General features: G+C 49.8%; 21 protein-coding genes and 1 pseudogene. 4 read left to right on the top strand and 18 right to left on the bottom strand.

Annotated elements, in window-relative coordinates; translation table 11 throughout:
• Positions 1–6: 6 nt before the first annotated feature.
• The 6 genes from D3P07_RS05770 to D3P07_RS05745 all read right to left on the bottom strand — a co-directional run bounded on the left by D3P07_RS05770 (position 7) and on the right by D3P07_RS05745 (position 8,781).
• Positions 7–2,025 (bottom strand): methyl-accepting chemotaxis protein, encoded by a 2,019-nt coding sequence (locus D3P07_RS05770; protein ID WP_119799154.1) that lies wholly within the window; start codon positions 2,023–2,025, stop codon positions 7–9.
• 154 nt (positions 2,026–2,179) lie between these two features.
• Positions 2,180–3,301: a Ger(x)C family spore germination protein gene (locus D3P07_RS05765; protein ID WP_119799153.1), complete on the bottom strand. Its 1,122-nt coding sequence runs from the start codon at positions 3,299–3,301 to the stop codon at positions 2,180–2,182.
• A complete protein-coding gene (locus tag D3P07_RS05760) occupies positions 3,294–4,376 on the bottom strand; it encodes a GerAB/ArcD/ProY family transporter (RefSeq protein WP_259391376.1) in 1,083 nt (360 codons plus the stop codon). Before D3P07_RS05760 ends, D3P07_RS05765 begins: the two co-directional genes overlap by 8 nt.
• Positions 4,377–4,386: 10 nt before the next feature.
• The gene (locus D3P07_RS05755; protein WP_119799152.1) at positions 4,387–5,841 is read right to left on the bottom strand and encodes a spore germination protein; all 1,455 of its coding nucleotides are present in this window, start codon (positions 5,839–5,841) and stop codon (positions 4,387–4,389) included.
• Positions 5,842–5,984: 143 nt separating this feature from the next.
• Positions 5,985–7,373, bottom strand: coding sequence for a (Fe-S)-binding protein (locus D3P07_RS05750; RefSeq protein ID WP_119799151.1), 1,389 nt, complete (start codon positions 7,371–7,373; stop codon positions 5,985–5,987).
• Complete coding sequence (locus tag D3P07_RS05745; RefSeq protein WP_119799150.1) at positions 7,366–8,781, bottom strand: FAD-linked oxidase C-terminal domain-containing protein; 1,416 nt, start codon at positions 8,779–8,781, stop codon at positions 7,366–7,368. The genes D3P07_RS05750 and D3P07_RS05745 overlap by 8 nt, the downstream gene beginning before the upstream one ends.
• Before the next feature lie 125 nt (positions 8,782–8,906).
• Between D3P07_RS05745 and D3P07_RS05740 the strand changes: the two genes are divergently transcribed.
• Positions 8,907–9,629, top strand: coding sequence for a FadR/GntR family transcriptional regulator (locus D3P07_RS05740; protein WP_119799149.1), 723 nt, complete (start codon positions 8,907–8,909; stop codon positions 9,627–9,629).
• 65 nt (positions 9,630–9,694) lie between these two features.
• On the opposite strand, the gene D3P07_RS05735 is transcribed toward D3P07_RS05740, so the two are convergent.
• The 7 genes from D3P07_RS05735 to D3P07_RS05705 form a co-directional block, all read right to left on the bottom strand.
• The gene (locus D3P07_RS05735; protein WP_119799148.1) at positions 9,695–10,117 is read right to left on the bottom strand and encodes a VOC family protein; all 423 of its coding nucleotides are present in this window, start codon (positions 10,115–10,117) and stop codon (positions 9,695–9,697) included.
• Between the two features lie 139 nt (positions 10,118–10,256).
• On the bottom strand, positions 10,257–10,847 hold the full coding sequence (locus D3P07_RS05730; protein ID WP_119799147.1) for a TetR family transcriptional regulator: 591 nt from the start codon (positions 10,845–10,847) through the stop codon (positions 10,257–10,259).
• A gap of 21 nt (positions 10,848–10,868) precedes the next feature.
• Positions 10,869–11,294 (bottom strand): VOC family protein, encoded by a 426-nt coding sequence (locus D3P07_RS05725; protein ID WP_119799146.1) that lies wholly within the window; start codon positions 11,292–11,294, stop codon positions 10,869–10,871.
• Positions 11,295–12,002: 708 nt separating this feature from the next.
• Positions 12,003–13,223, bottom strand: coding sequence for an MFS transporter (locus D3P07_RS05720; protein ID WP_119799145.1), 1,221 nt, complete (start codon positions 13,221–13,223; stop codon positions 12,003–12,005).
• Positions 13,224–13,265: 42 nt separating this feature from the next.
• Positions 13,266–13,751, bottom strand: a complete 486-nt coding sequence (locus tag D3P07_RS05715) for a MarR family winged helix-turn-helix transcriptional regulator (RefSeq protein WP_119799144.1) — start codon at positions 13,749–13,751, stop codon at positions 13,266–13,268.
• Between the two features lie 450 nt (positions 13,752–14,201).
• A complete protein-coding gene (uvrA, locus tag D3P07_RS05710; protein ID WP_119799143.1) occupies positions 14,202–16,697 on the bottom strand; it encodes an excinuclease ABC subunit UvrA in 2,496 nt (831 codons plus the stop codon).
• 172 nt (positions 16,698–16,869) lie between these two features.
• Positions 16,870–17,442 carry a helix-turn-helix transcriptional regulator gene (locus D3P07_RS05705; protein ID WP_182914198.1) on the bottom strand — a complete coding sequence of 191 codons (573 nt, stop codon included), beginning with the start codon at positions 17,440–17,442 and terminating at the stop codon, positions 16,870–16,872.
• 300 nt (positions 17,443–17,742) lie between these two features.
• On the opposite strand from D3P07_RS05705, the gene D3P07_RS27425 reads away from it, so the two are divergent.
• Positions 17,743–17,868, top strand: a complete 126-nt coding sequence (locus D3P07_RS27425) for a hypothetical protein (RefSeq protein ID WP_259391375.1) — start codon at positions 17,743–17,745, stop codon at positions 17,866–17,868.
• An 18-nt stretch (positions 17,869–17,886) separates the two neighbouring features.
• Here D3P07_RS27425 and D3P07_RS28020 read toward each other — a convergent pair.
• The 4 genes and pseudogenes from D3P07_RS28020 to D3P07_RS05690 all read right to left on the bottom strand — a co-directional run.
• Positions 17,887–18,359: pseudogene (locus tag D3P07_RS28020) on the bottom strand (winged helix-turn-helix domain-containing protein); the annotation flags it as partial.
• Positions 18,360–18,724: 365 nt separating this feature from the next.
• Positions 18,725–18,889 (bottom strand): hypothetical protein, encoded by a 165-nt coding sequence (locus D3P07_RS26870; protein WP_182914197.1) that lies wholly within the window; start codon positions 18,887–18,889, stop codon positions 18,725–18,727.
• Between the two features lie 108 nt (positions 18,890–18,997).
• Positions 18,998–20,353, bottom strand: a complete 1,356-nt coding sequence (locus D3P07_RS05695) for a sensor histidine kinase (RefSeq protein ID WP_119799140.1) — start codon at positions 20,351–20,353, stop codon at positions 18,998–19,000.
• Positions 20,350–21,063 carry a response regulator transcription factor gene (locus D3P07_RS05690; RefSeq protein WP_119799139.1) on the bottom strand — a complete coding sequence of 238 codons (714 nt, stop codon included), beginning with the start codon at positions 21,061–21,063 and terminating at the stop codon, positions 20,350–20,352. Before D3P07_RS05690 ends, D3P07_RS05695 begins: the two co-directional genes overlap by 4 nt.
• A 160-nt stretch (positions 21,064–21,223) precedes the next feature.
• On the opposite strand from D3P07_RS05690, the gene D3P07_RS05685 reads away from it, so the two are divergent.
• Positions 21,224–21,802 (top strand): hypothetical protein, encoded by a 579-nt coding sequence (locus D3P07_RS05685; RefSeq protein WP_119799138.1) that lies wholly within the window; start codon positions 21,224–21,226, stop codon positions 21,800–21,802.
• 137 nt (positions 21,803–21,939) lie between these two features.
• Here the strand turns inward: D3P07_RS05685 and bioB are convergent, their stop codons facing one another.
• Positions 21,940–22,932: a biotin synthase BioB gene (bioB, locus tag D3P07_RS05680; RefSeq protein WP_119799137.1), complete on the bottom strand. Its 993-nt coding sequence runs from the start codon at positions 22,930–22,932 to the stop codon at positions 21,940–21,942.
• Positions 22,933–23,166: 234 nt separating this feature from the next.
• Between bioB and D3P07_RS05675 the strand changes: the two genes are divergently transcribed.
• Positions 23,167–24,135 (top strand): iron-hydroxamate ABC transporter substrate-binding protein, encoded by a 969-nt coding sequence (locus D3P07_RS05675; protein ID WP_119799136.1) that lies wholly within the window; start codon positions 23,167–23,169, stop codon positions 24,133–24,135.
• The last annotated feature ends 18 nt before the right edge of the window (positions 24,136–24,153 follow it).

Genomic DNA, 24,153 nt, shown 5'->3' with positions numbered 1-24,153 from the left:
AGTTATCTACTTTAACTTGAATAACGCTACAAGCTCTTGCAGCTCGGTAGCCATACGGCTTAAGGATTCCGAAGACGAGGATATTTCTTTCATAGAATCACGCTGCCGTCTCGTACCCTCCGAGATTTGGTCCAGCTCCTGCAGAGCGTGCTCGGATATGCCAACTATCTCCTGCATAGATGCCGATACTTCTTCGGTGCTGGCAGACAGCTCCTCCGTCGCAGCGGACACCTCCTGAATTTGTGCAGATACGCCATTCACTGTTGTCATAATACTTTCAAAAGCCTGTCCAACCTGCTCGAACTGATCCACACTCTTATGAACCTCGCCGATCCCTTCCGCAATGGCGGTCGACGTCGATGCCGTCGATCTCTGAATCTCATGCAAGATCGAACCGATGGATACTGTCGCCTCAGTCGTCTGTACAGCAAGCTTCTTCACTTCCTCGGCAACGACAGCAAATCCTCTGCCATGCTCGCCTGCGCGCGCTGCTTCGATTGATGCATTAAGCGCGAGCAAATTGGTCTGGCTCGCGATCTCCGAAATATAACCCACAATCCCGTTAATCTCCGCCGTCTTCGCTTCCAGTTCACGCACCATTTCAGCCGACCGGCCGACAGCGCCGTTTGCTTGCGTAATTTGACCGACCGCGAGCTGTACGATGCGGTCTCCTTCCATGACATCGGCATGCATCATCTGTGCATGCTCGCTTACGACCCCGGAAGACTCGGCAATCTTCTGAATGCCGACCGCCATCTCTTCCATTGCTATGGCGGATTGCTCCGACCCATGATGCTGTGACTTGGCGCCTGTGGCAACCCGATCGACTGCAACCGCCGTCTGCTCTGCTGCTGCAGCCGAATCAACCGATATGGCCGTCAATTGCTCGGATGAAACCGCAGTATGTTCTACGGCCTCCGACAGCTTCATCAGCGTCATCTTGAACGAATCCAACATCTCGTTCATATTCAGTCTTAACCGATCCAGCTCATCATTGCCCTTGACTGGCAATCGGTCCGTCAAATCTCCTGAGGATACTTTCGTCATGAGCCCCGACATCGCAAAAATCGGGCGCAGGATAAAGCCTGCAACAAAATAGGAGATAATCGCTACTGCAAGCGAGCATAGAACGATAACAAGTATTCCCGTCCCCCTCGCCTTGGTAACACTGCTCATGAGTTCCTCTTCATCCCCGGATACAATCACCCTCCAACCCGTCAATTCGACGGCTGCATACGCTGCCAGCTTATTCAGTCCATCAGGCTCGGAATAGAAAACATTGCCGTTTTCCCGAATGAGGACCTGCTCTGTATACGCCTTGATCTTATCTTCATTGGCATGCTCCCTGAAGTTTTGTCCGACCTTCTCATTATCCGGATGAGCCAGGTAGGAACCGTCCTGTCCCAGCAAGTACACATAGCTGGACTCGCTCATTTTGTTGCGGTTCAGGTTATCAAGAATGCGGCTTGGATTAACAATCGCTTGTACCAATCCTTGAAATTGCTGCTGATCATCCAGAATCGGCACGTCTATGATAATGATATTCTCGCCGGAAACCCCATCTGGAAGAATGTCCGATATGGCGACTGTCTTCTCTTCCTTAATCCGGATAAAGTTGCTGAATTTAGACAAGTCCAATATTTCCTTATTATCGCTGATGGATTGTCCAGACTCCGGAGCGTATGTATAGGATTTGACATCCGGACTCATAGCCTTCATGGACTGCAATAATGTAAGGATCGTCTCTTCGTCACCATTTATAAACTGTTTGTTATAGGTCTCCACCATGCTTTCCACGATTGATACTTTGCTTTGTAGAAAATCCCCCAGTACGGTTGCGTTCGATGAGGCAATAATCACTTGCTGTGCCTTGACATCTTTCTCTACAATATCTGTAAATAGACTGGTCAACAACCCAGCGATTAGCACGACCGGCACAACGGTTAAACTTAGGAGCAAGGTGATAAACTTGATGCGTACCGAATCCCTTATGCTCTTCATCCATTTCCATTCAGCGATTTTCATTTTAAGTCCCCCCAATGGTGCAATTCATATTTCATTCATCGGATATATTCGACAAAACAATGAATAATTCGACACAAATTCATGAATTTTTTAAGGCTCGTCTCTTGTTACCAAGACACAAAAAAGAGCAAGCGATTTGCCTGCCCTGAATCCATTATCTTTCGAACTTGCCGTAGTCTTTTATCGTAACATGGACATTAGTCTGAATCTTCGTCTGCGGATACAAACGATTCCAGTCCAGTTTTATCCAATCGGAATAGGTCATGCTGTTTCTTACATGTTTTCCAACCCCAATACTGTCCACCTTGTATTTCTGCATCTTTTTGATGATCGCATTCAGCTTGCGGCTAATGTAATGCGAAACTAGCTTTTCCAGCCTTTCTTTTTCTTCATGATCGCTGAGTTGCAAATCTCCGGTATACTCCAGAACGGAGCCTCTAATGTCTACAGCTATCTCCACTTCGCGAGCACCTGAGCTGTCCCGCTTTACATTCAGTTCCCTTTTGCTGCTTAATGTACTGAAGATATATTCTCCGCGTAACCCTACTTCACTCAGATCAATGCTTATATCCCCCTGCTTAAAGGAGTCCCTTAAAAAAGCGAAGTAAATGGCTTGTTCGGCATCCAGCTTGGTCTTGTATTGATCTCCTTCGAATAATGCAATGCCGTCGACGACAATATCCACCCCCTGGTCCTTGATGATAGGCACAATAACATCAATACCATCGTCAAAATAATCCCTTGCAAATTCGTATATTGTAATCTCGGGTACGTTATTCGAGCGCACTTCCTTCTCCAGCATCCGATCTATATATTGCCCCGTTGATTGATGGGAGGGATATTTCTTTTTCAAAAGTTCATTAGCATTGCCGTTCACCACGGTTATTTTAACGCGCTGAGAGATCGAGGGATCTCTCACTAGCGTATCGATATACTCCCAAAGACCTTTCTTCGCTATGCTCAATCCGAACAACGTACTGCGCAACTGACCGTTCACCAAACTCAATTCACTTTTCCTTGAGATTTTCATTTTAGCTTCCTTGCTTGTCTGTGCAGTCGCACTAAATACTTCGTACTTCACCTTCCTTAATTGAGCATCGATGACCGGGTACGTAACAGATACCTCTAATTGATCTTCCATATGTTTATTCTCCACCGGAATCAAATCATAGCTTGCTGTATGGAGAAAACCGAGCCTCTCCAATATACGTTGATCGCTGCAGCCGCTAAGCAGACAAGCCAATAACGCAGCGGCAACCACGATTCTTCTAATCATCGTTCACCGCTCCTTTCTTCACCAATAAAATGGCAATTAACAGAAGCGGTAATACAAACGAAACGGCCGTTTCCACATAGCCTAGATATTGCAGCCATTGCTCCACTTCACCTATGACATCCGGTATCCAGGACACAGCATATGCCAATGCGAATATGATGACTGCGAGCCACTTTGCCTTTGCTTTCGGAACCATTCGTCTCGCAACCTCTAACGCTGCCCATGTATACATCACAATGGTGAGTAAAGCGGTGAATAAGAAGAAACCGAACAATAAATTTTCAATTCGTTCTACGAACGGTAACCGGATATAGGAAAGCAAATCAAGCATAGGATACTTCAGCTTCGTTAATTGTCCGAAGCTATAGAAACCAAAGCAAACGAAAGAAAATAAGAGATAGGTTACAGACGTAATCAGATTGCCAGCATAGACGGCCCTCATGAACTTCCCTTTCTTCTCAGCGTATGGAAACAACAGAAGAGCAAGCTCAAATCCTAAAAAAGCGGTGTATATATTGAGGCTTCCCATGACCATATCCGTTTCGCCTTGAAAGAAGAAAGGGGTTAGCCTTGCCCACTCAAAATCCTCTAAGAAAAAAATCAGCAGAAGCATCATCCAGATGATGATGAAAAAGAAACTGGTTGATGCTTTGGAAATGGTATAGATGCCGCCAATCACTAATATTAAAGCAAGAATATCAATTAAGGCTTTGAACATCATGGGATGAGTCGAAGGAAATGCAATCATTTGAAAAATGATTACATATTGCTTTGCAACCATACAGCCAAACAGCGACCATAAAGCAACAAAAAAGGCATAGATCGGGTACAACAGAAATTTGGGAATTGCATCCTCGAGAATTTCAAAAATAGATTTTCCTTTGCCCAAACGATATACCCATGAGATGAGATAAATCGCAAACGAGGAGATAACTGTGAATATCACTAAGGAAGCCCAGCCGTTATAGCCGAAGCTCTGTGCCAGCAATCGCGGAATGCTGAATGCAACCACACCGGATTGAATCATATAGATAAGCAATGCAACATGAAAAGGATGCAGCTTCTCCTTCACCATTTTCCCTCACTTACTTTCTAATTCTATTCTTCACCTTGTTTGGAGATTTGGATTGCGAAGGCCTTTCCTTCAAAGCCCAAAATGGAGCGCGAATAAACACGTCGCGCCAATCCTTCGGCATAAACGGAGCAACCGGGGTAACATAAGACGTATTCAGGCTTGTCAGTCCCGATAGGTGAATGACGATCAAGGCAAAGCCCATCATAAGCCCCAGAGTTCCCATCATACCCGCCAAAAAGATCAATCCAAATCGGACGAGACGAATCGAGGCGCTCATGACGTAGCTTGGGATAACGAATGACGCAATTGCGGAAGATGCGACTGCAATAATTAAGATATTACTCGTCAGGCCCGCCTGGACGGCCGCTTGCCCGATAACGATACCGCCTACGATACCGATGGTTTGACCGATCTTGGTCGGCAATCTGGCCCCCGCTTCCCTGAGCAGCTCTATCGTGACCTCCATCAACAACGCTTCGTATAGTGGCGGGAAAGGAACTCGCGCTCTGGATTCTGTAATCGTAATCAACAGATCCTCCGGAATCATTTCATAATGAAAAGTCGTGACAGCTACATACATTGCGGTAAACGTGATGGTGATTAGAAATGCTACAAGTCTTAATATACGAGTGGCAGAGCCTAACGCCCAGCGCTGATAATAATCGTCAGGCGACGAGAAAAACTCAAAGAAGGACGCCGGCGCCGAGAATACCGACGGACTTCCATCCATGATGCCGATAACTCTCCCGGCAACCAGCTTGGATACAGCTGCATCCGTACGTTCCGTCGTTGGAAACAACGGAAATATCGAATTAGGAAAGTCATCAATATATTGAATGAGCATATTGCCGTCATGTACAGCATCGATCTCGATGTTTTTGATACGCTGAACCAGTTCATGGACATGCTCCATATTCGCTATGCCATCCATATACAAGATGTACACATCGGACTTGGTCACTTCACCGACTTGAAGCTTGATGATTTTCAGATGCGAGCTTCTGACCCTTCTTCGGATGAGTGATAAATTGAGATTCGCCGCTTCCACGAAGGAATCATGCGGACCATTAATAACCGTCTCCGTCTCTGACTGGGTGATCGGCCTGGCATCCGGCTTGAACACATCGATCAGATAGACCTGGCCTTCATGGAAAAGGGAAACCATCCCCTCCAAAATCCCTTTGATCACAGTTTTGGAATCAGTCGACAAGCTAAACTGTGAGCGCTCCAGCAGAGTCTTAACATCGTCTGGACGGACTTTGTCGAGCGGTATAATGACATCCCTGGTAAATTCTTCGCTGCCCAATAAATGGCTGAAGTATACCAATTCTACGCCGATCGCGGGAAAGGCCCGATGAGTGAGATCGCAGCAATCCGAAAAGTTTTCCAGAATATGCTGCAAGGTTGGGAGCGATGAGGGCTCCGATGGATCCTGCTGCTGCACATCAGATTCATTGCACTTCATGCTCTTCTCACTCCTTCGGTACGGATGATCATACTATTCGCCAATTCGGTTCCATTCATACCAGCATTATCCTATAGGGAGCTGTTTTTTTGGCAATATAAAGAAGCCGCCTTCATTAGGCGGCTTCAGCATAAAACGTATGATTATGACTTGTTGGGCATATCCCCATGAGCTGAAACCAATCTTTCATGCAGATAATCTACAATATGCATCGCTTCCATCTTGAATGGAGGCTTATGCTTCTCGATGCCCAGCTTCATCTGCAGCAAGCAGCCCGGGTTGCTCGTCAGCATGTAGCGCGCATTGGTCGTTGCCGCATGCTCCATCTTATGCTCCAGCAGTTGGCCAGCCATCTCCGGCTGGGTCACATTGTAGATGCCCGCGGAGCCGCAGCAGCGGTCCGATTCCTTCATCTCGACGAAACATGCGCCTTCCACGCTGCGCATTAGCTGGCGCGGCGCTCCCGAGCTCTTCATGACATTGCGGAGATGGCAGGAATCCTGATACGTTACTGTCACATCGCTCTGACCGTTCATTTGCTCGGCGAACCGCGGGATGCGGCCTTTCTCCACAACCAGCTTGCTTACATCGATGACACGCTCTGCGAACCACTTGGCATCCTCGCGGACCTGCGGGTTACTGTCTTCGTGCATGAGATGATCGTATTCGACAAGCAGCGCGCCGCAGCCACCGGCATTGGATACAACGTAATCAATTCCCGCTTCCTTGAATACCGCAATATTCACTTTCGCCAGCGATCTCGCTTGATCCATCTCTCCGCTATGCGCATGCAGCGCACCGCAACAGACTTGCTCCTTCGGAATAACAACCTCGAAGCCAGCTTCCGACAGCAGCTCAACGGTGTTTACGTTGGTTCCGGCGAACATCACATCCATAATGCAACCGCGGAACAGGGCAACGCGGGCAATGACCGTCCCTTTGGCTGGATAGAATGTGCCGATCTGCTCAATGACGCCTTTCGAAGTCGAATCCGGCAGGATAGACTCCATCTCGCGCAGATGGTCTGGGAACATGCGCATAATTCCTGTTCCTCTAGCCAGCTTGCGCAGGCCCGACTTCTGATAGAAAGCAAGCGAGCCGCCCAGCAGCTTCAAGCTTCCTCTGTGCGGGAAGACGCCTTTGAACATCAGCCCTCTTAACCCTTTGACCGGAGCGCTATGCGAGGCATGATCCTCGATGGCATCTCGCGCCTGTTCAATCAATTGTCCATACTTTACATCCGCAGGACAGACCGGTTCGCAAGCTCTGCAGCCCAGACAATGATTCATTTGATCCTGAAACATCTGGTCCGGATCCATGAGTCCGTCAGCGACCGCCTTCATAAGGGCAATCCTGCCCCGCGGCGACTCCGGCTCAACACCTGTCTCGCGGAAAGTAGGACAAGCAGGCAGACAGAAGCCGCAGCGCATGCAATTGGTAAGCTGGTCATAATCCAGCTTGTTCAATAATGTCTGTGCAAGCGGATTCGTATGCTTGATGTCTGGTTTCTTCATCACGTTAGTCTCACCCATGCTGCAGAACCACCCTTTTTCTTGATTCTTTGGCGAAAACTTTGCCCGGATTAAGCAGGTTATGCGGATCAAAGGCCGCTTTAATGCCGCGCATTACTTCTATACCCGGAGCGCCTACCTTCCATTCCAAATAAGGCGCCTTCACAATCCCTACGCCATGCTCGCCCGTAATCGTTCCGCCAAGCTCTATCGACGCCTCGAATATTTCTGCAAACGCTTCTTCGACGCGATGCACTTCTTCCTTATCACGGGCATCCGTAGTCGCAGTCGGATGCAAATTCCCGTCTCCGGCATGTCCGAACGTTGCGATGGTAACGTTATATTTTTTGGCGATCTCGTTAATACGAAGCACCATATCGGCAATTTTCGAACGCGGCACAGTCGCATCCTCAAGCATGGTTGTCGGACGAAGGCGTGCCAGTGCTGTAAATGCGCTGCGGCGGGCAGTCAACAACCGGTCTGCTTCCTCGCGGCTCTCCGCCACTTCCACTCGATCCGCCTTCTCCAATTCGCAAATTTCCCGGATACGTGCTATATCTCGCTCTACCGTCTCCGGATCGCCGTCCTGCTCGATCAGCAAAACCGCTTCCATATCAAGCGGAAGCCCAAGCTTCGCGAAGTCATCCACTACCCGAATCGTTGGGTTGTCCATAAATTCCAGCGTGGCCGGTATGATTTTGGACTCAATAATTTTAGATACCGTGCGTGCCGCTCCGTAAATATCCTTATACATCGCCAGCATGGTTTTCTTTGCTTTGGGCGGCGGGATCAGCTTCAACGTCGCTTCTGTAATGATGGCAAGTGTTCCTTCTGAGCCGACAAGAAGCTTGGTCAGATCATAACCTGCCACATCCTTCATCAGCTTGCCGCCCGTCCGAATAATACTGCCGTTCGCAAGCACGGCCTCCAAGCCAATAACATAGTCTTTGGTCGTGCCATATTTGAGGCCGCGAAGACCGCCTGAGCATTCAGCGATATTGCCGCCAATGGTGCTGATCTTCATGCTGCTCGGGTCCGGCGGATAAAACAAGCCTAAACCCTCAATATGAGCGATCATCTCCGCTGTAATGAGCCCTGGCTGCACAGTAGCGGTCAAGTTCTCCATATCGACCTCAAGAATGCGATTCATTCTGTGCATGACCATCACGACTCCGCCTTCGGAAGGAACCGTGCCACCGCACAGATTCGAGCCCGATCCTCTGCTAACAAGCGGAATACGGTATTCGCTCAGCACTTTCATAATTTGAGACACTTCTTCGGTAGCAGCCGGATAAATAACGCCGTCCGGCAGCGATTGCAGCATCGGTGTGCCGTCGTACGAATGGGCGACCAACGCCTCCTGATCATCGCGATAATGCTTCTCCCCTACAATGGCGCGAAGCTTGGCTGTAATTTCGGATTTTAGCATGTGAACCTCCTGATTCATGGTCAATGAAATAATTGATCAGGTCATCTGATGACTTTTCTTTCATTATAGCTTATGCTTAGATAGAAATATAGTCAATTTCGCAATATTTCATGGAGGACTCAGAAATGCGCAATATGAAGATTGAAACGGAGAAAGGGCATGAAATCGTCAGCCGTCTGATTCTAGAGAGAATTTCGAGTGGCGAGTGGGAACCGGGGGCGAAGCTGCCGTCGGTTGTTGAGCTGTCGCAGCAGTTCGGCGTAGGCCGCTCTACGCTCCGCGAGGCGCTAAGCGCGCTCAAAGCAACCGGCTGGCTAGATATACGCCATGGCGGAGGAACCTTTGTGAAGAAAGTATTGCCTAGCGAGAATGCGCAAGGCAGCACCCTATTCCAGGAAGCAAACTCCATTCTGGAAATACTGGAGGTCCGCAAGCTGTTGGAGGCCGGCACTTCTTCCTACGCGGCCGAGCGCCGTACTGAGGAGGATTTGGCTAAGCTGCAAGCCATATTGGACAAGATGGAGCACGCCCTTCTTCTAGGCGACACCGTTGAGGGTGAAAGAGCCGACGTTGAATTTCATGCCGCAATAGCGGCGGCTTCTCGCAACACGCTGCTCATTCAGCTCATGGAGTCTTTGACGCAGCGGCTAAGTGAGACGATCGGCAAAACGCGAGAGCTTTGGTTTTACCAGGAGAAATCAACGGCTGAGCGACTGCTTGACGAGCACAGGTCGATCTACGAGGCCATTAAGTCCCGCCATGCAAGTTTGGCGAATCAGCTTATCGGCGAACACTTGACCAAAGTTGAGACCGTGCTGAAAGCAACGATCCAGAACGCCAAATCATAAAATAGCCGCTGCAAGAGTCAGTTCCCCGACCTTGTAGCGGCTCGTACGTTGTTGCAAGCACCCTTCTATTCGCTAGGCTGTTCCAAAGCGCTAGGATCCATATACATAACTTCCCACATATGTCCGTCAAGATCCTGGAATCCAGCTTGATACATAAAGCCATGGTCAACAGGATCGATGCTAGGCTTCGCCCCCGCAGCAAATGCCCGATCGACGAGAGCCAGGACTTCTTCCTTGCTGTCGGCAGATATTCCAACCAGTACCTCTGTCGTCGCAGCCGCATTGGCAATGTCCTTATTGGTGAATCCCTTGAAAAAGTCCTCTTGAAGCAGCATCACAAAGATGTTCTCTCCGACAATCATGCAAGCCGCTTTATCATCCGTAAAATTTAGATTAAATTCGAATCCTATGCTGCCAAAAAACGTTTTCGACGCTTCCAGGTCCTTCACCGGCAAATTCACGAATATTTGCTTGGACAATAAAGCCATACACAATCACCTCTTATATTAGTGGCACATCCCTAATTCTATCATCATAATAACCTGAAATTGCGGCTTGCGTTTCTTATAGATTGCGAATATCTTTTATGATACAGACAAGCATTCGATGCATGTGTCTTTTCGAATGTTATAGCCGCTGATCCCAAGCGCTCACCAAATGGGACATCAGCTTCATCGTCTGCTCCATAGCAGCGGCGGTATCCGGCAGCTCTGCCATTCGGAGCGCGGATTCGTTCAATCCGCCGGAGATAAAGGCAGCAAGCGCCTCTACGGATGCAGCTTCAAACATGCCTTGCTCTTGCATCAGCGTCAACTGCTCGCGCAAGTGGCTCATCGAATTTTTCTCATCCAGCATTCGCCACGTATCCCAGCCCAATACGGAAGGCCCGTCAATCAACATAATGCGTTTGTTCTCCGGCTCTACCGCAGCAGTCAGAAAAGCGCGGCAGCCAAGCAGCAGCTGTTCACGCAGATCGTCGCTGCGAGATGCTTCTTGCTCTACCCGTTCTCCCACCTCTTGCTGAACCGACTCCAGCACGGAGAGGAACAATCCGTGTTTATTGCGGAAATGATGGTACAGCGCACCGCGAGTCACTTCCGCATCAGCCGCGATAGCTTCCAACGCTGCACCTGCATAACCATGCTCAGTGAAGTGTTTTTTCGCAACCCCGATCAGTTTACGCAGCGTTTCGTTGGCGTCCTCCTTCGTCCTTCTCATAACCAGGCCCAAACCCTTTCCTTACCACACCTGCTCCTGATACAAGCCGCTTTGCTCATCGGAAGGCGGGATAATTTTAATAATATCTATTAGAATACCATTCGGATCGCTAATGATAAAATGCCTCTGCCCAAAATCCTCATCCCGAAGCTCCCGCTCAAGCGGCAATTTCCCTACGACGACAAGTCGCTCGTATTCGCTGTCAACATCATCCACTTCAAAATTCAATATCAATCCGGCTGCCGGTCTCCGGAAGCTAGCAGGTATAGTTTCATGCGAGCAGTCCAGCAACGCCAGCTCAAACGGAAAGCCGCCCTCCTCCAGCTTCAGACTGGCATACCAGTCCGATTCAAAAACGATTTGAAATCCAAAATTATCCCGGTAAAAACGGATACTATCCTGAAGTTTTTCGGTTTGAATAACGGAATACAGACTGTTGACACGCATGATTGGCCACGCTCCTTATTTGTTGTGTGATTGTTATTTTCTTTATTCAAATTAACATACATACTGAATGTATGTAAATAGCGCGGGACAAAATAGTTTTTTACAGATGGGTTCACTATCCCCTCAGCTCAGAATTCAGAATTCATGCAGACACAAAATCAGCATGCAAGAAGACTTTAGTACCATACAGACTTTGATACCATACAGACTTTGGTGCGATGTGAAAATTTGGAACAATTCAATTTGGAACAATGAAAACATATAATCGATTAAACAGTGAATCGGTTTAAGACTTTGAATCGGTTATGGCTTTGAATGCAACAGTTTGCGAGCATTGCCAACCTGACCTTGCATCCCCCCTGTATCAGCTTCAACATAAGGCCTTCCTTCATTTTATACCGGTTAACTTGCCCTTCCAAAAGAACAGCCGGCCGTTCCGCCATTCTCACCGTTTCATGAAATCCAGAACAGTCTCCTTCAACTACAAAAAAGACTCATCTTCTCCTCAAGAGATGATGAGTCTGTACCGATCCTCGAATTTAGTTGACCTAGTTGATCTTGATGACCTAATTAATCTAGAAGTAACCTAGATGATCTAGATCAACTGCTGTAGGTTATCTGATGGAGATAATCTAATAAAGATAATCTATGTTAATACTATGATTCAGTTATACAGTTATTTAGTTAATTCGTTATTTAGTTAATTCGTTATTCCGTTATTCCGTTATTGCGCAGCTTGGACGTTCCTGTACTTGCGTAAATAATTAAAAACAATATAACGAATAGGACCATCACTCCTGCCGAGTACCGGTACATGGATGCGTAATCGGTCATCGAAGCGATTGCTCCTAGAAGCAAGGCTCCGACCGCAACCCCAAAGTCAGTCGAGTTGTAGAACATACTGTTCGCCGCGCCGTATTGCTCTTTGGAAGAAGTGCGCAGCATCCAAGCCTGCAAGGTAGGCTGAATAGCCCCGAAGCCCAGTCCATACAGCAGAGCAGCTGCAATAAGCATGCTCATAGTATGAGTATAAGACAACAGCAGCATGCTTGCCGCTACGGACAGTCCTGCCGGGATAAGCACAGCTGCCGGACCATTGCGGTCGAACAGTCGGCCCGATATTGGCCGAATAATGACGATCGTAATAGCGTTGAACAGGAAAAACATCCCGACCTGCTTCAAGCCTGCGAACTCTCCAAACAACACGATAAAGCTTAACAGACCGCTGTAGGTGATAGATAACATCACGTTCAGCAAAGCAGGCAGCCAGAGCTTATGGTTAAAGCCCGTTTCATCTGCAGCACGGGACACAGCCGCAGCAGTCATTGATATTGGGCGAGCGTTTCCTTTTATCCGAACAATTCTGGATACAATCAATATCGGAAGAATCAGCAACACGACAGCTGTCCCGACTGACGCCAGCGTCCCAAAACCGAAACCCGACATCATATTCATGCCAATCATAGGCCCTATCGACATGGCCAGGCTGGTCGATAAGCCAAAGTATCCGATCCCTTCGCCCATTCTGCGGGCAGGAATTAGCTGCGATACCAAGGTAGGCAATATCGTGCTCGCCATACCGAATCCAACACCGTAGCCAATCCGCATGATCAATAGCGAGCCAACCGTATGCGCAACAGGATACAGCAGCGTCGTAACAGCTGCGAGCAGCAAGCCTGCCATCAATAAATAATCTTTGGACATCCGCTTCATCAAGGCCGCAGTCATAAAGCGCGCTGCAATAGCTGTAAGGGCAAATACGCTGGTTACGAGACTAACGGCTACATTGCCGGCATGAAGATCATTTTGCACGTAAGCCGGAAATGACGACAGCAGCATTTGCAAATTCAAAAATAATAAAAAGGAACAAACGGTAATTGACAAAAAGGATTTGGTCCATAACGGTTCTTGTTGTGAGTCTTGCTGCATGTTAAAACTCCATTCCTTATTTTTCAGTTTTTCATCGGCAACTTATTCTCTGGATTCCTGATCCAGCATTTGACTGGCATGCGCTTGAATCCGCAGCAGTACATTCATCAGTTGGGCAAGCTCAGCTTCCGATACGACAGACTTAATGACATCCGTCATGCCCGCTTCGATCGGGATTGTCTGCTCGATGACCGTACGGCCCTTATCCGTGCTGTAGACGAGAAAGGAGCGCCGATCCTGCTTGCCGACTTGCTTGTAGATAAGCCCTTTGCTCTCCAAATGATCGAGGATACGCGTCGTCGCGGGCTTGTCCTTATGTGTCCGATCGGCAATTTCCTTCTGAATCAGCCCTTGCGAGCGCACGATCGTATACAAGACCGACCACTGCTCGGGCGTTACCTCATATTCCTTCAGTCGCTGCTGCAGCAGCGCTGTTAGCTTACGGTACGTAACTCCCATTAAGAACCCGACAGAACCAATAGGCAGTTCTTGTTCCTGTTTCTGCTCCTTCACTTCCTTGTGCTCCATACTGCTCACCTCCATTTATTGTTATCTCATTCAATCATTTATGGATCCGAATCAATTAGTTGCATAAACAATTATATATTAAACAACTATATAGAGGCAATGGAAATTCATCTAATAGTCCGAGCATATGATTGGTTGGACGATCATTATACTACTAACGCCACTCATCGGCCTCGTGTTGTTGCTCATGACCGAAGTATCGCATGGATTGCATGGGCTAATGACCGATTCCGCTGCTATAATAAAAAACAAAGGCCCCAAGCCTCTCAAAACGCTATGGCATGAATTATGCCAAGCGTTAACTTGAAAGGTTGGGGCAGACATATTGTGGCTTATATCATTTGGCGTCGAACTTCCCGTTTTATCTATCTAATCAATGATCCTTCACAATCAGATACCCTAACCAGCCTCTGCTTCGAAAAACAATTGCACTTGACTGTAGCGAGTTAGTTACAGCAGCTCCTTCAAGTATCGTCCTGTATGGGATCGGCTGCACTCCGCTACCTGCTCAGGCGTGCCTTCGGCAACAAGATCCCCGCCGCCTTCGCCGCCTTCCGGACCGATGTCGAGAATCCAGTCAGAGTCGTGGATGAGCTCCAGATTATGCTCCACGACAATTACGGTATTGCCTGCATCCACCAGCTTGTTCAGCAGCACCTTCAGCTGCTGAACATCGCCTGTATGCAATCCTGTGGACGGCTCATCTAGCAAATAGACGGTATGCTGTGCTGTCTTTTTGCTCAGCTGCTTCGCCAGCTTGATTCGTTGGCCTTCGCCTCCGGACAAGGTACTGAGGGATTGGCCCCATTGCAAATAGCCAAGTCCTACCTCGCATAGCAATTGAAGCGTCTCTGTCATTTTTTTCTGGCCGCTCAGCAAAGGCAGACTCTCTGCGATCGACATGTCCAGCAGATCAGAGATGCTGCAGCCCTCGTACGTGACCGCCAATACCTCATCCTTGAATCGTCTGCCCCGGCATGACGGACAACGAACCTCAATCTCCGGCAGGAAGTGCATATGAATCGGTACGACGCCAAGTCCTTGGCATTCCTCGCAGCGGCCGCCTGCCGTATTGAAGGAGAAGTGCTTCGCCGTCAGACCCGCTGCCTTAGCCTCAGGGAAGCTCGCATACCAATTGCGTAAATGCGTATACACGTCCGTGTACGTCGCAATATTAGAACGCTGCATACGGGACAACGGGGATTGATCGACCATAATGAGCGAGCCAGCTTCTTCCCAGCCCGTAATTCGGTCGCATCCCTCCGGTGCCGGCTGATCCGGTCCCGATGCGGCAAGCAGATCGAACAGCAAGGTGGATTTGCCGGAGCCGGAGACGCCCGTCACAGCTATGAGACAACCCAGCGGGAACGAAGCCGTAATGCCCTTCAAGTTGCGCAGATGAGCATGATGGATCGTCAGATGTTGACCGTTGCCGCTGCGTCTCTTTGGACGCTCAGCTCGCTCGCTTCTTTGCCGGAAGATCGCACCAGTTACAGAATCCGGCTGACTGATCAAGTCCTGCAGGCTGCCTTGTCCGACAACCTGTCCGCCCTGCGTACCTGCGCCGGGACCAATATCAATAATATGGTCGGCTGCCTTCATGACATCCTCGTCATGCTCGATAATGAGCACGGTATTGCCCAGATCGCGAAGCTGCTTCATCACTTCGATCAACCCGCTTGTATCTCGGGCATGTAGACCCGCAGTAGGCTCGTCCAGGATATAGAGCACGCCCGTCAAGCCTGAGCCCAGAATTGAAGCGAGACGCAGCCTCTGCGCTTCCCCTCCGGACAATGTTACAATCGGTCGGTCTAGCGACATGTAAGTAAGCCCCGTATCGATAATCCGCTTCAAGCGGATCGACATATCATAGACGAGCGGACCAACTAGCTGCTCCTCATCCTCCGACAAACCTGCCTTAACCGACTCAAGCCAGTCCAGTGCGTCGCCAAGCGCCCGCGCAGAAGCTTCATGAATGGCTATTCCGTTCACTGTGACCAGGCGGCTTTCCTTCTTCAGCTTTGCTCCGCGGCAACTGCCGCAGCTATTTTGCCGGAATAGAGCCGCCTCGCCGGATTCGCCGCCCTTCTCGTTGTAGCGTCTCCATATCCCCGTTACGACCCCTTCGAATTTGCCTTGCGTCACGGACTTTGGCGGCTTCATACCCGGCATCCGGCTAGTGAAGGCTTCGCTCTCCGCACCATAGTAAAGCAGATCCAGCATCGCCGGGTCATAGCTTGCTAGAGGGGCGTTCTCATCGAATGGCAACCCGTAATGGGAGGCTGCGGCTTTCAAAATGCTTACATTATAATCGATGTACATGCCCGACCAGAATCGCACTCCGCCATCCCGCGCACTCTTCTCTTGATCGAACACGGCATCCGTATTCAGAGTTGCGACATGACCGAGTCCGCTGCATTCCTCGCAAGCCCCTTCAGGCTTATTGAAGGAGAAGTGGGACATCGTCAGCTTATCCAGCTGATGCCCGCATGAAGAACATGCCACTTTCTCGTTGTACCCTGTATCCTCCTCATCCGAGACGAGCTTCGCGGGTTCCACTCCCGCTTCAGGACCCATTCTCGTACCGCATGCCGGGCAAGGACGCTCTCCCAGCTTGGCATAGAGAATCCGCATCAGCGTATAGATGTCTGTTACCGTCCCGATCGTGGAACGCGGATTGCGGTTCGTCAGATGCTGCCCTACACTAATGGAGGGAGACAATCCTTGAATGGAATCCACTTTGGGCTTGCTTATGCTATCCGATACCATCCCCATCGATTCCATGTACTGGCGCTGGCATTCACGCTGCAGCGTATCCATCGCAAGCGTAGACTTGCCGGAGCCCGACGGCCCCGTGACGACAACCAGCTTATGCTTTGGAATGTCGAGCGAGATGTTTTTCAGATTGTTTTCCCTGGCGCCACGAATTTGAATCGTTCCGTTCATTGCAATACCCCTCTCCGAGCTTTCTTCTAGCCAATCCCCTCCATTCTATAACATTGATGCAAGTCTTAAAGTTGAATGAAATAATAACGGTACGATCAATATTAACCCTATCATGGTGCTTTAAGCTTCCACGCGAGGCTAGCTAACCCTATTTTATAAAGGTTGGCATCTATCAGAGCAATCGCAGCTCTCTTGCTTTCGTTATGGCCTGCACCCTGTTCTTCACATTCAACTTCTGATAGATGTTATGGCTGTAGCGCTTGACTGTACCTAGCGACAAAAACAAGCTAGCGGCAATCTCCGAATTGCTGCATCCGTCGGCCATGCATTTCAATATGTCCCTTTCGCGCGCGGTGAGCGAATCGAGTTCCAGGAGAGTGTCTGCATATCCCGCATCCAAGAGAGCGCCAGACTCTTCTTCCATGACGTCCAGTAATTTGTCCACATACGGGCGAATATCGTTTGCAAGCCCCGTCGTCAATCTCTGCTTCAGCAATTGGCGCACCCCATTCCCCTCATCCAAAAAGAGACGGACATATCCCTCTGGCTCTGCGAGCCTGAGCGCTTGGTCCAGCGCTTTGTCTGATTGTAACGGCTTACCTTGCGCAGTTTGGACTGCAAGATCATCGCCGGAACCCACACGCCAAGTCCGGATGGCGTCGCAGGTGATGACAACGCCAAATCGAGCAACGGCTTCACCTTGTCCAACGCATTCCTTTCGTAATACAGATCTGCCGAAATACATGGCCATGTCCTTGCAAGGCATGATGAACCATATGTCTGCGCTCTTCTGAACCCGAAACCTTGGCGGAGAGATCGGCCATCTTGTTCAGCCTGCCCCCGAAACCGATCGGACCGCGGTTCAACAGCGCTTCGCCCAAATTGACTACCTTCACAATCGAGGCAAACGATCTCAGACCCTCTCGATGTCTATCGAGCAGCTCGACAAAGACCTCGATATCGCCCTAATAGAAGGCAATAGACGCGCGGTACAATTCGCGTCCATTCTGGACGAGTATGGGCAGAACTCCCCGGCAAGAAGAGCATGGCCAATCGCATCCTCGTACGCCTGATGCTGGTCAAACCAACGGGATGCGCGACGATGAAGCTCATGGACGCTGACGGTACCTTCCCTGGCAGGCAAGCGGCTTCGCCATGCTTCCAAAAATAAATGATGGTATCTGTACCATATGCGGTTGTCGTCAAGCGGAATCAGAAAAAGATGGCTCTTCTCCAGCATGTCCAGAAGAATATAGGCATCTTGTTTCTCGTAATCGCATCCGCCAACTCGGCAGTGAACCGATCCGCTATCGAGGTTAGCAGCAGAAAATCAAGCAGAGGGGCATCCAGCCCGCCTAATACCTCGTCAGCCAAGTAATCAAAGATATATCGGTGGCTGCCGGAGAATGCCTGAATGTAAGCGGCAGTGTCCTGACGGTTTTGCAGCGACAGAAAAGCAAGCAGAAGTCCAGCTGCCCATCCTTCCGTCTTCGCTTCCAGCAAGGCAAGCTCTGTCTCGGTAAGCGGATTCGATAGCGTCAGCCGCTGAAGGTCATCCGCTTCCTCTATCGTGAAACGAAGATCTTCAGCATTAAGCTGGGATAGCCGCTTGCTCACGCGCAGACGAGATAAGGGAATCGATGGAATCGTGCGGCTAATCATCAAGATCCGGAAGGAAGAGGGCGCATGCTCCAGCAAGGCGGACATGCTGTGATGAACAAGTGGATTGGCGATGAGGTGGTAGTCGTCCAGAACCAATATGCATGGCTCGGACAATTCGGCCAACAGTTCTAGAATCGCGGAAAGCAAGGAGTCAACTCCGGACTGTCCCGGAGGCATTCGAAGTTTCATGCGCTCGCTCATGTCGGGATACTCAACAAGCAGAGCAGCGGCGATTGTCCGCCAGAAACGGCTAGCATTCATATCGGCCGCTTCAATGGATACCCAAGCAGCCTTGACGCTGCGGGCATGGATTCAGCTGCGGACGAGCGTTGACTTGTCATAACCGGCCGGAGCGGAAATAAGCGTCAGCTTGCGGCTGACGCTTTCATCCAATCGGTCCAGTAATCGTTCCCGAATTGTATCATGCGGCGATCAGGCGAAACGACAATGTTCATCTGCGTCATAGAGGACGTGACTGGCGAGATGTCGATATAACTATCGTTGTCGTGTTGGAAATGGCTCATATTCATCTGATCACTTCTCATGTCGAATTTGTTATCTTCAACATAAGAATGGTTCAGGCATCTGTCAATACTTTAACCACATAAAAGCGCTCCTATTGTCTTGCTGTGCAGGGATCACACCGCTGACGGCAATTGGATCGAGATAATCGCTCCGCCCGCCTTGGCATTGCCTGCCGCGATAGAACCGCCGCAACGCTCCACAATCGCACGTGATATGGCAAGTCCAAGCCCCGTATCCCCATCCTTCCCTCTTACGAACCGATGGAAGAGCTGAGGGATCAACGACTCTGCTATGCCGCTGCCGTCATCCTCTATGCTAATCCATATCCGAGCCTCTACTGCCCTAACCTTGATGCGAATCTCCGACCGGGCATGCCGAGCCGCATTGGACACTACATTAAGCAGCGCCTGCAGCAGCTTATCCTTATCCGCAATGGTGCGCAGTCCGGCCATTTCATCCTCCTCGTATTCAACCTTCAGCTTGATCGCTTTGTCCAGCAGCAGCGGATTGATCCGCTCGATCGTCTCCGTCACGATCTCCTTTAACGTCACCGGTTCCGCCTTGAAGATGTCCTCTTCGCTGTCCAGCTTGGCCAGCAGCGTCATCTCCGTGACGATCTTCGACAGTCTCCCGCTCTCGCTCATAATGACCTCCAGCCCCTTGCGTGCCCCTTCGCCCTCGAATACGCCGTCCTTGATCCCCTCGGCATATCCCGCAATCGACATAAGCGGCGTTTTGAGCTCATGGGAAGCATTCTGGATAAATTGCTTCTGCACACGGTTGTAGCGGTCAAGCTCGACTGCAAGATCATGGACGGTTTCGGCCACCGCACCGATCTCGCCCCCGGCCTTGATTCGCTTGACGTCGGAGAATTGACGGCTTCTCACCTTCTTCAATTCGCCTCTTAGCTTCATCAGCGGATCGATCAGCTTCTTTGTAATGAACAAGCTTGCCGCATAGACCAATACGCCGGCCACGCACAGAACGAGGAGAAATCGCTCAAGCAGCGCGCGCTCGATCGCCTTGATTTGACTCATTGGCGTGAGGAGTGTCAATTTACCTTGGGGAAGCGGCTGGATATCGACCAGGTATCGGCTGTCTCTTCCGTCCCATATCTCTTGCAGTGACGTCTCGTCTGCCAAGCTCCCTGCCTCCAACAAGGCGCTCGGTGCCGTCGTGTAGCCCGTGCCGTAATCCGGCAATACATTGCCTTGGGCATCAGTAATAATCGCTTCGACGCCGCTTACAGAGACCGCGACGCCTGATGCGATTGCTAAGCTGCTGGACAGCGTGTAGCCTTGATCCGAGCTTATCGTTTTCGTGATTGCAGCGCCTAGAGCTTGCATGTCATCCTTCTGCTTGCCTACAAAATGATCCATCAACACATAATGAATGATAATGCCCGTAAGCGACAGCACAATAAGCAACAGCGCGCCAAATGCCAAGTTAATTTGATGAACCAGCTTCATCCCCGCTCACCTCCCTCATGTCTAAGCCTATAGCCATGTCCCCATACGGCTTCAATTGGCAGCTCCATCATTTTTTTGCGAACGCGCTTCACTAGATGATCTACCGCTCTGTCACTGCCGAAATAATCATCCCCCCATACAATCGCCAGCAGATCGTCACGGGAGAATGCGCGGTTCGGATGCTGGGATAACGTGTGAAGCAAAGCGAATTCCTTCAGCGTCATCTCAATCTCCGAACCATCCCAAAACACTCGCCTCTCATCGAGTGACAGCCGCAGCTCTCCAACGACGATATCGCCGGAAGACTGTACGGATGCCGCCCCCTCCTCGCCTGGTCTTGTCTTATACCAGCGATGGAGCTGTCTCTTGACCCTCGCCACCAGCTCCCTGGGACTGAAAGGCTTAACCATATAATCGTCGCCGCCAAGCTCCAGACCCATTATCTTGTCGACTTCGTTATCACGAGCGGAGATCATAATAATCGGAACCTCGGCCTCGCGCCGGATCGTGCGGCAGAACTCATACCCGTCCATACCGGGCAGCATAATATCGAGCACCCACATATCCGGCGGATGATTCCTCCACAGCTCCAATGCTTCCTCGGCGCTTGCCAGCCCGATCGTCTCGAAATGTTCGCGCACCAGATAAGCCTCAACCAAGTTTCTTATATGAAGATCGTCATCGACGACAGCAATCCGATATGGATTCATCCCTTATTGCCTCCCAACCTCATCTTCCATCATTATAGCAAGGCTGCTCTACCGCTGGGAACTTGCCATCGTTTTTCCACAATTCCACCAATGAACTGCCACTCCTCGCCTATACACTTGGACATGTAAGACAGACAAACAACCCGAGGAGAGTGTTACCATGAACAAAATGAAACGATTCAAAAGTATAGCAGCGTCCACGCTGCTGCTGTCCGTATTTGCCAGCACATCCGTATTCGCGAATCCGAAGACCACTCAGTTGCTGTCGTCCGGACCGGTAGTGAAGGTTGAAAGGACGGACATCAAGAGCGACGCAGTTGCAACGGTGCAGTCATTCATGCTCCCTGACCCTATTGAACTTGCACGCGAGTATGCCCCGGATACGGCTGAGGACTGGGAAGCTATCATAAAGCAGTATCATGAGCTAATGAAAGATAAATTCAGCATCTCGATAGTTGAAGCAGACCTTATTCAGATCCAGTCAACGGCGACCACAAAACCTGCCTCTTCAGCTGGCGGCATCTCTGCAACAGACATCAAGCTCGACGTGATTGAAGAGCTGGATGGAGCTCCGCTCACGGTCACGGCTGCTGCAAAACCGGCCCCGATGTTTGAAGTCCACAGCAAGCTTGCGAAAGCAGCGGAAGATAAGGATGCAGCCGGCATCCGGGATGCGCTGGCCGAATTGCTGGTTCAATATAAAGAAGAAATAAAGCAACTGCAAGCGGAAGACAATTAATTCGACATACAAACGATAGACATAGAGAGTTTCTATAAAAGGTTAGTATCGGAGTTTTTTTCAAAAAAAAGCATGGCGACATACGCCATGCTTTTGGCTATATATACAGTTGCTAAGCGTGGTAAGTCAGCAGACGATTACACCGGAACCGCATACCGTTCAATCTCGAAGCCCAGATCCTCGATCATTCGGTGGTCAGCTGATACATCCTGTCCCTCGGTCGTCAAGTAATCGCCAACAAACAAGGAATTGACCGCATACAGCGCCAACGGCTGCAGCGAGCGCAGCCGAATCTCCCGACCGCCCGCCGCCCGTAATTCCTTCGATGGGCAGATCAGGCGGAATAAGGCTAGCGTCTTCAGCGCCTTAAGCGGAGCAACCGGCTCCATATGCTCCAGCGGCGTGCCTGGTATCGCATTCAGAAAGTTGATCGGTATGGAATCCGCATCAAGGCTGCGAAGCGTCATGGCCATCTCCACAATATCCTCGTCGCTTTCACCCATTCCGATAATAACGCCCGAGCAAGGAGACATGCCGCTTTCCTTAGCTCTTTGAACGGTCCCGATCCGATCCTCATAGGTATGTGTTTGGGTAATGGATGTATAATGACTGCTGCTTGTATTCAAATTATGGTTGTAACGATGGACGCCAGCTTGCGCAAGGCGCTGTGCCTGGCCTTCCTTAAGCAATCCAAGGCATGCGCATATCTTGAGCGGCATCGTCGACCTGATCTCTTCCACCGCCTCGATGACCTGATCCAGCTCCCGCTCCGTCGGTCCCCGTCCAGACGCTACGATGCAATAGGTGCCGGCTTGGCGTGCCAAGGCTTCCTTCGCACCCGCTATCAGCGTCGGCTTGTCCAACATGACGTATTTTTCAATCGGCGCAGTCGAGACGATAGATTGCGAGCAATAGCCGCAGTCCTCCGGGCATAAGCCGCTTTTGGCATTCATGATCATATTCAGCTTCACTTTTCTACCATAATAGTGGCTCCTCACCTTGAAGGCAGCCTGCATCAGCGGCAGCAGCTCTTCATCAGCTGAACGCAGCACCGACAATGCCTCCATTGTTGTCAAGCAACTCCCCGCGAGCGCTTTGTCAGCCAGCTCGTCCCAATTCAATTTTCCCATAAGCATTCCGGTCTCCCTTTTACTATAAAATAGCCACCCACTATTGTTAACCAATAATTCATATACTAAAGTTAACAATAGATTTTTATTGTATCAAACGCGCACAGCTTTTTCCATATCTACAGCAAATCGAAAGAGATTGAAAAAATGAATTGACAATCGTTATCAATTACAATTAAAATGGCAAAGTGACGTTGATAATCATTATCGATTAGAAAAGGGAGCGAATCACCCATGAAAAAAACATTATTGCCCCTCGCAATTATTATGATGCTGCTAGTTAGCGCTTGCGGAGGGAACAATAACGCACCTGGCAATTCAAGCAATGCCAGCTCGCAGCCTTCTCCTTCTCCTACTGCTGACGCAAATGGGCATACGGGCGGCGCAACAGGCACCATCAAATATCAATCCGAGAACGGTGAAGTGGAAGTACCGGCTAACCCGCAGCGCGTTATCGTTCTTTCTTCTTTTGCAGGCAATGTGATGGCGCTTGGCGTCAACCTGGCAGGCGTTGACTCTTGGTCGAAGCTGAACCCACGTTACGACGAGTACATTAAGGACGTTGCCGAAGTATCCGACGAAAGCCTGGAGAAAATTATTGAGCTTGAGCCGGACCTGATTATTGGCCTGTCCAATATCAAAAACATCGACAAGCTGAAGGAAATTGCACCTACGGTTACGTACACTTACGGCAAAGTGGATTATCTGACACAGCATCTGGAAATCGGCAAGCTGCTGAACAAAGAAGCAGAAGCCAAGGCATGGATCGACGACTTCAAAGCGCGTGCAGGCCAAGCGGGCGATGACATCAAAGCGAAGATCGGCGAAAATGCAACTGTATCCGTCGTCGAAAGCTTCGACAAGCAGCTGTATGTATACGGCGACAATTGGGGCCGTGGCACCGAGATTCTGTACCAGGAGATGAAGCTTGCGATGCCTGAGAAGGTCACACAAGACGCGCTGAAGGACAGCTACTATGCCATCTCTACGGAAGTATTGCCGGATTATATGGGAGACTACGTCATCTTCAGCAAGTTCGCAGACGCAGACACCTCGTTCCAGTCGACGGAATCGTACAAGAACATTCCAGCTGTCAAAAACAATCAAGTCTTCGAAGTCGATGGCAACCAATTCTACTTCAACGACCCGCTGACGCTTGAAGACCAGCTGGCCTTCTTCAAGCAAAAGTTTCTTGGCGAATAAATAAAAGTATAGAGAGAT

Source organism: Paenibacillus sp. 1011MAR3C5 (assembly GCF_003591485.1).
Classification (GTDB): domain Bacteria; phylum Bacillota; class Bacilli; order Paenibacillales; family Paenibacillaceae; genus Pristimantibacillus.
Note: the sequence above shows the minus strand (reverse complement) of the source record. Positions and strands in the feature narration are given on the sequence as shown.

Bases quoted from the DNA above. Each gene is read 5' to 3' on its own strand.
- D3P07_RS05770 (WP_119799154.1), bottom strand. From the start codon at position 2,025: ATGAAAATCGCTGAATGGAAATGGATGAAGAGCATAAGGGATTCGGTA.
- D3P07_RS05765 (WP_119799153.1), bottom strand. From the start codon at position 3,301: ATGATTAGAAGAATCGTGGTTGCCGCTGCGTTATTGGCTTGTCTGCTT.
- D3P07_RS05760 (WP_259391376.1), bottom strand. From the start codon at position 4,376: ATGGTGAAGGAGAAGCTGCATCCTTTTCATGTTGCATTGCTTATCTAT.
- D3P07_RS05755 (WP_119799152.1), bottom strand. From the start codon at position 5,841: ATGAAGTGCAATGAATCTGATGTGCAGCAGCAGGATCCATCGGAGCCC.
- D3P07_RS05750 (WP_119799151.1), bottom strand. From the start codon at position 7,373: ATGGGTGAGACTAACGTGATGAAGAAACCAGACATCAAGCATACGAAT.
- D3P07_RS05745 (WP_119799150.1), bottom strand. From the start codon at position 8,781: ATGCTAAAATCCGAAATTACAGCCAAGCTTCGCGCCATTGTAGGGGAG.
- D3P07_RS05740 (WP_119799149.1), top strand. From the start codon at position 8,907: ATGCGCAATATGAAGATTGAAACGGAGAAAGGGCATGAAATCGTCAGC.
- D3P07_RS05735 (WP_119799148.1), bottom strand. From the start codon at position 10,117: ATGGCTTTATTGTCCAAGCAAATATTCGTGAATTTGCCGGTGAAGGAC.
- D3P07_RS05730 (WP_119799147.1), bottom strand. From the start codon at position 10,847: ATGAGAAGGACGAAGGAGGACGCCAACGAAACGCTGCGTAAACTGATC.
- D3P07_RS05725 (WP_119799146.1), bottom strand. From the start codon at position 11,294: ATGCGTGTCAACAGTCTGTATTCCGTTATTCAAACCGAAAAACTTCAG.
- D3P07_RS05720 (WP_119799145.1), bottom strand. From the start codon at position 13,223: ATGCAGCAAGACTCACAACAAGAACCGTTATGGACCAAATCCTTTTTG.
- D3P07_RS05715 (WP_119799144.1), bottom strand. From the start codon at position 13,751: ATGGAGCACAAGGAAGTGAAGGAGCAGAAACAGGAACAAGAACTGCCT.
- uvrA (WP_119799143.1), bottom strand. From the start codon at position 16,697: ATGAACGGAACGATTCAAATTCGTGGCGCCAGGGAAAACAATCTGAAA.
- D3P07_RS05705 (WP_182914198.1), bottom strand. From the start codon at position 17,442: ATGTATTTCGGCAGATCTGTATTACGAAAGGAATGCGTTGGACAAGGT.
- D3P07_RS27425 (WP_259391375.1), top strand. From the start codon at position 17,743: ATGGCCAATCGCATCCTCGTACGCCTGATGCTGGTCAAACCAACGGGA.
- D3P07_RS26870 (WP_182914197.1), bottom strand. From the start codon at position 18,889: ATGAATATGAGCCATTTCCAACACGACAACGATAGTTATATCGACATC.
- D3P07_RS05695 (WP_119799140.1), bottom strand. From the start codon at position 20,353: ATGAAGCTGGTTCATCAAATTAACTTGGCATTTGGCGCGCTGTTGCTT.
- D3P07_RS05690 (WP_119799139.1), bottom strand. From the start codon at position 21,063: ATGAATCCATATCGGATTGCTGTCGTCGATGACGATCTTCATATAAGA.
- D3P07_RS05685 (WP_119799138.1), top strand. From the start codon at position 21,224: ATGAACAAAATGAAACGATTCAAAAGTATAGCAGCGTCCACGCTGCTG.
- bioB (WP_119799137.1), bottom strand. From the start codon at position 22,932: ATGGGAAAATTGAATTGGGACGAGCTGGCTGACAAAGCGCTCGCGGGG.
- D3P07_RS05675 (WP_119799136.1), top strand. From the start codon at position 23,167: ATGAAAAAAACATTATTGCCCCTCGCAATTATTATGATGCTGCTAGTT.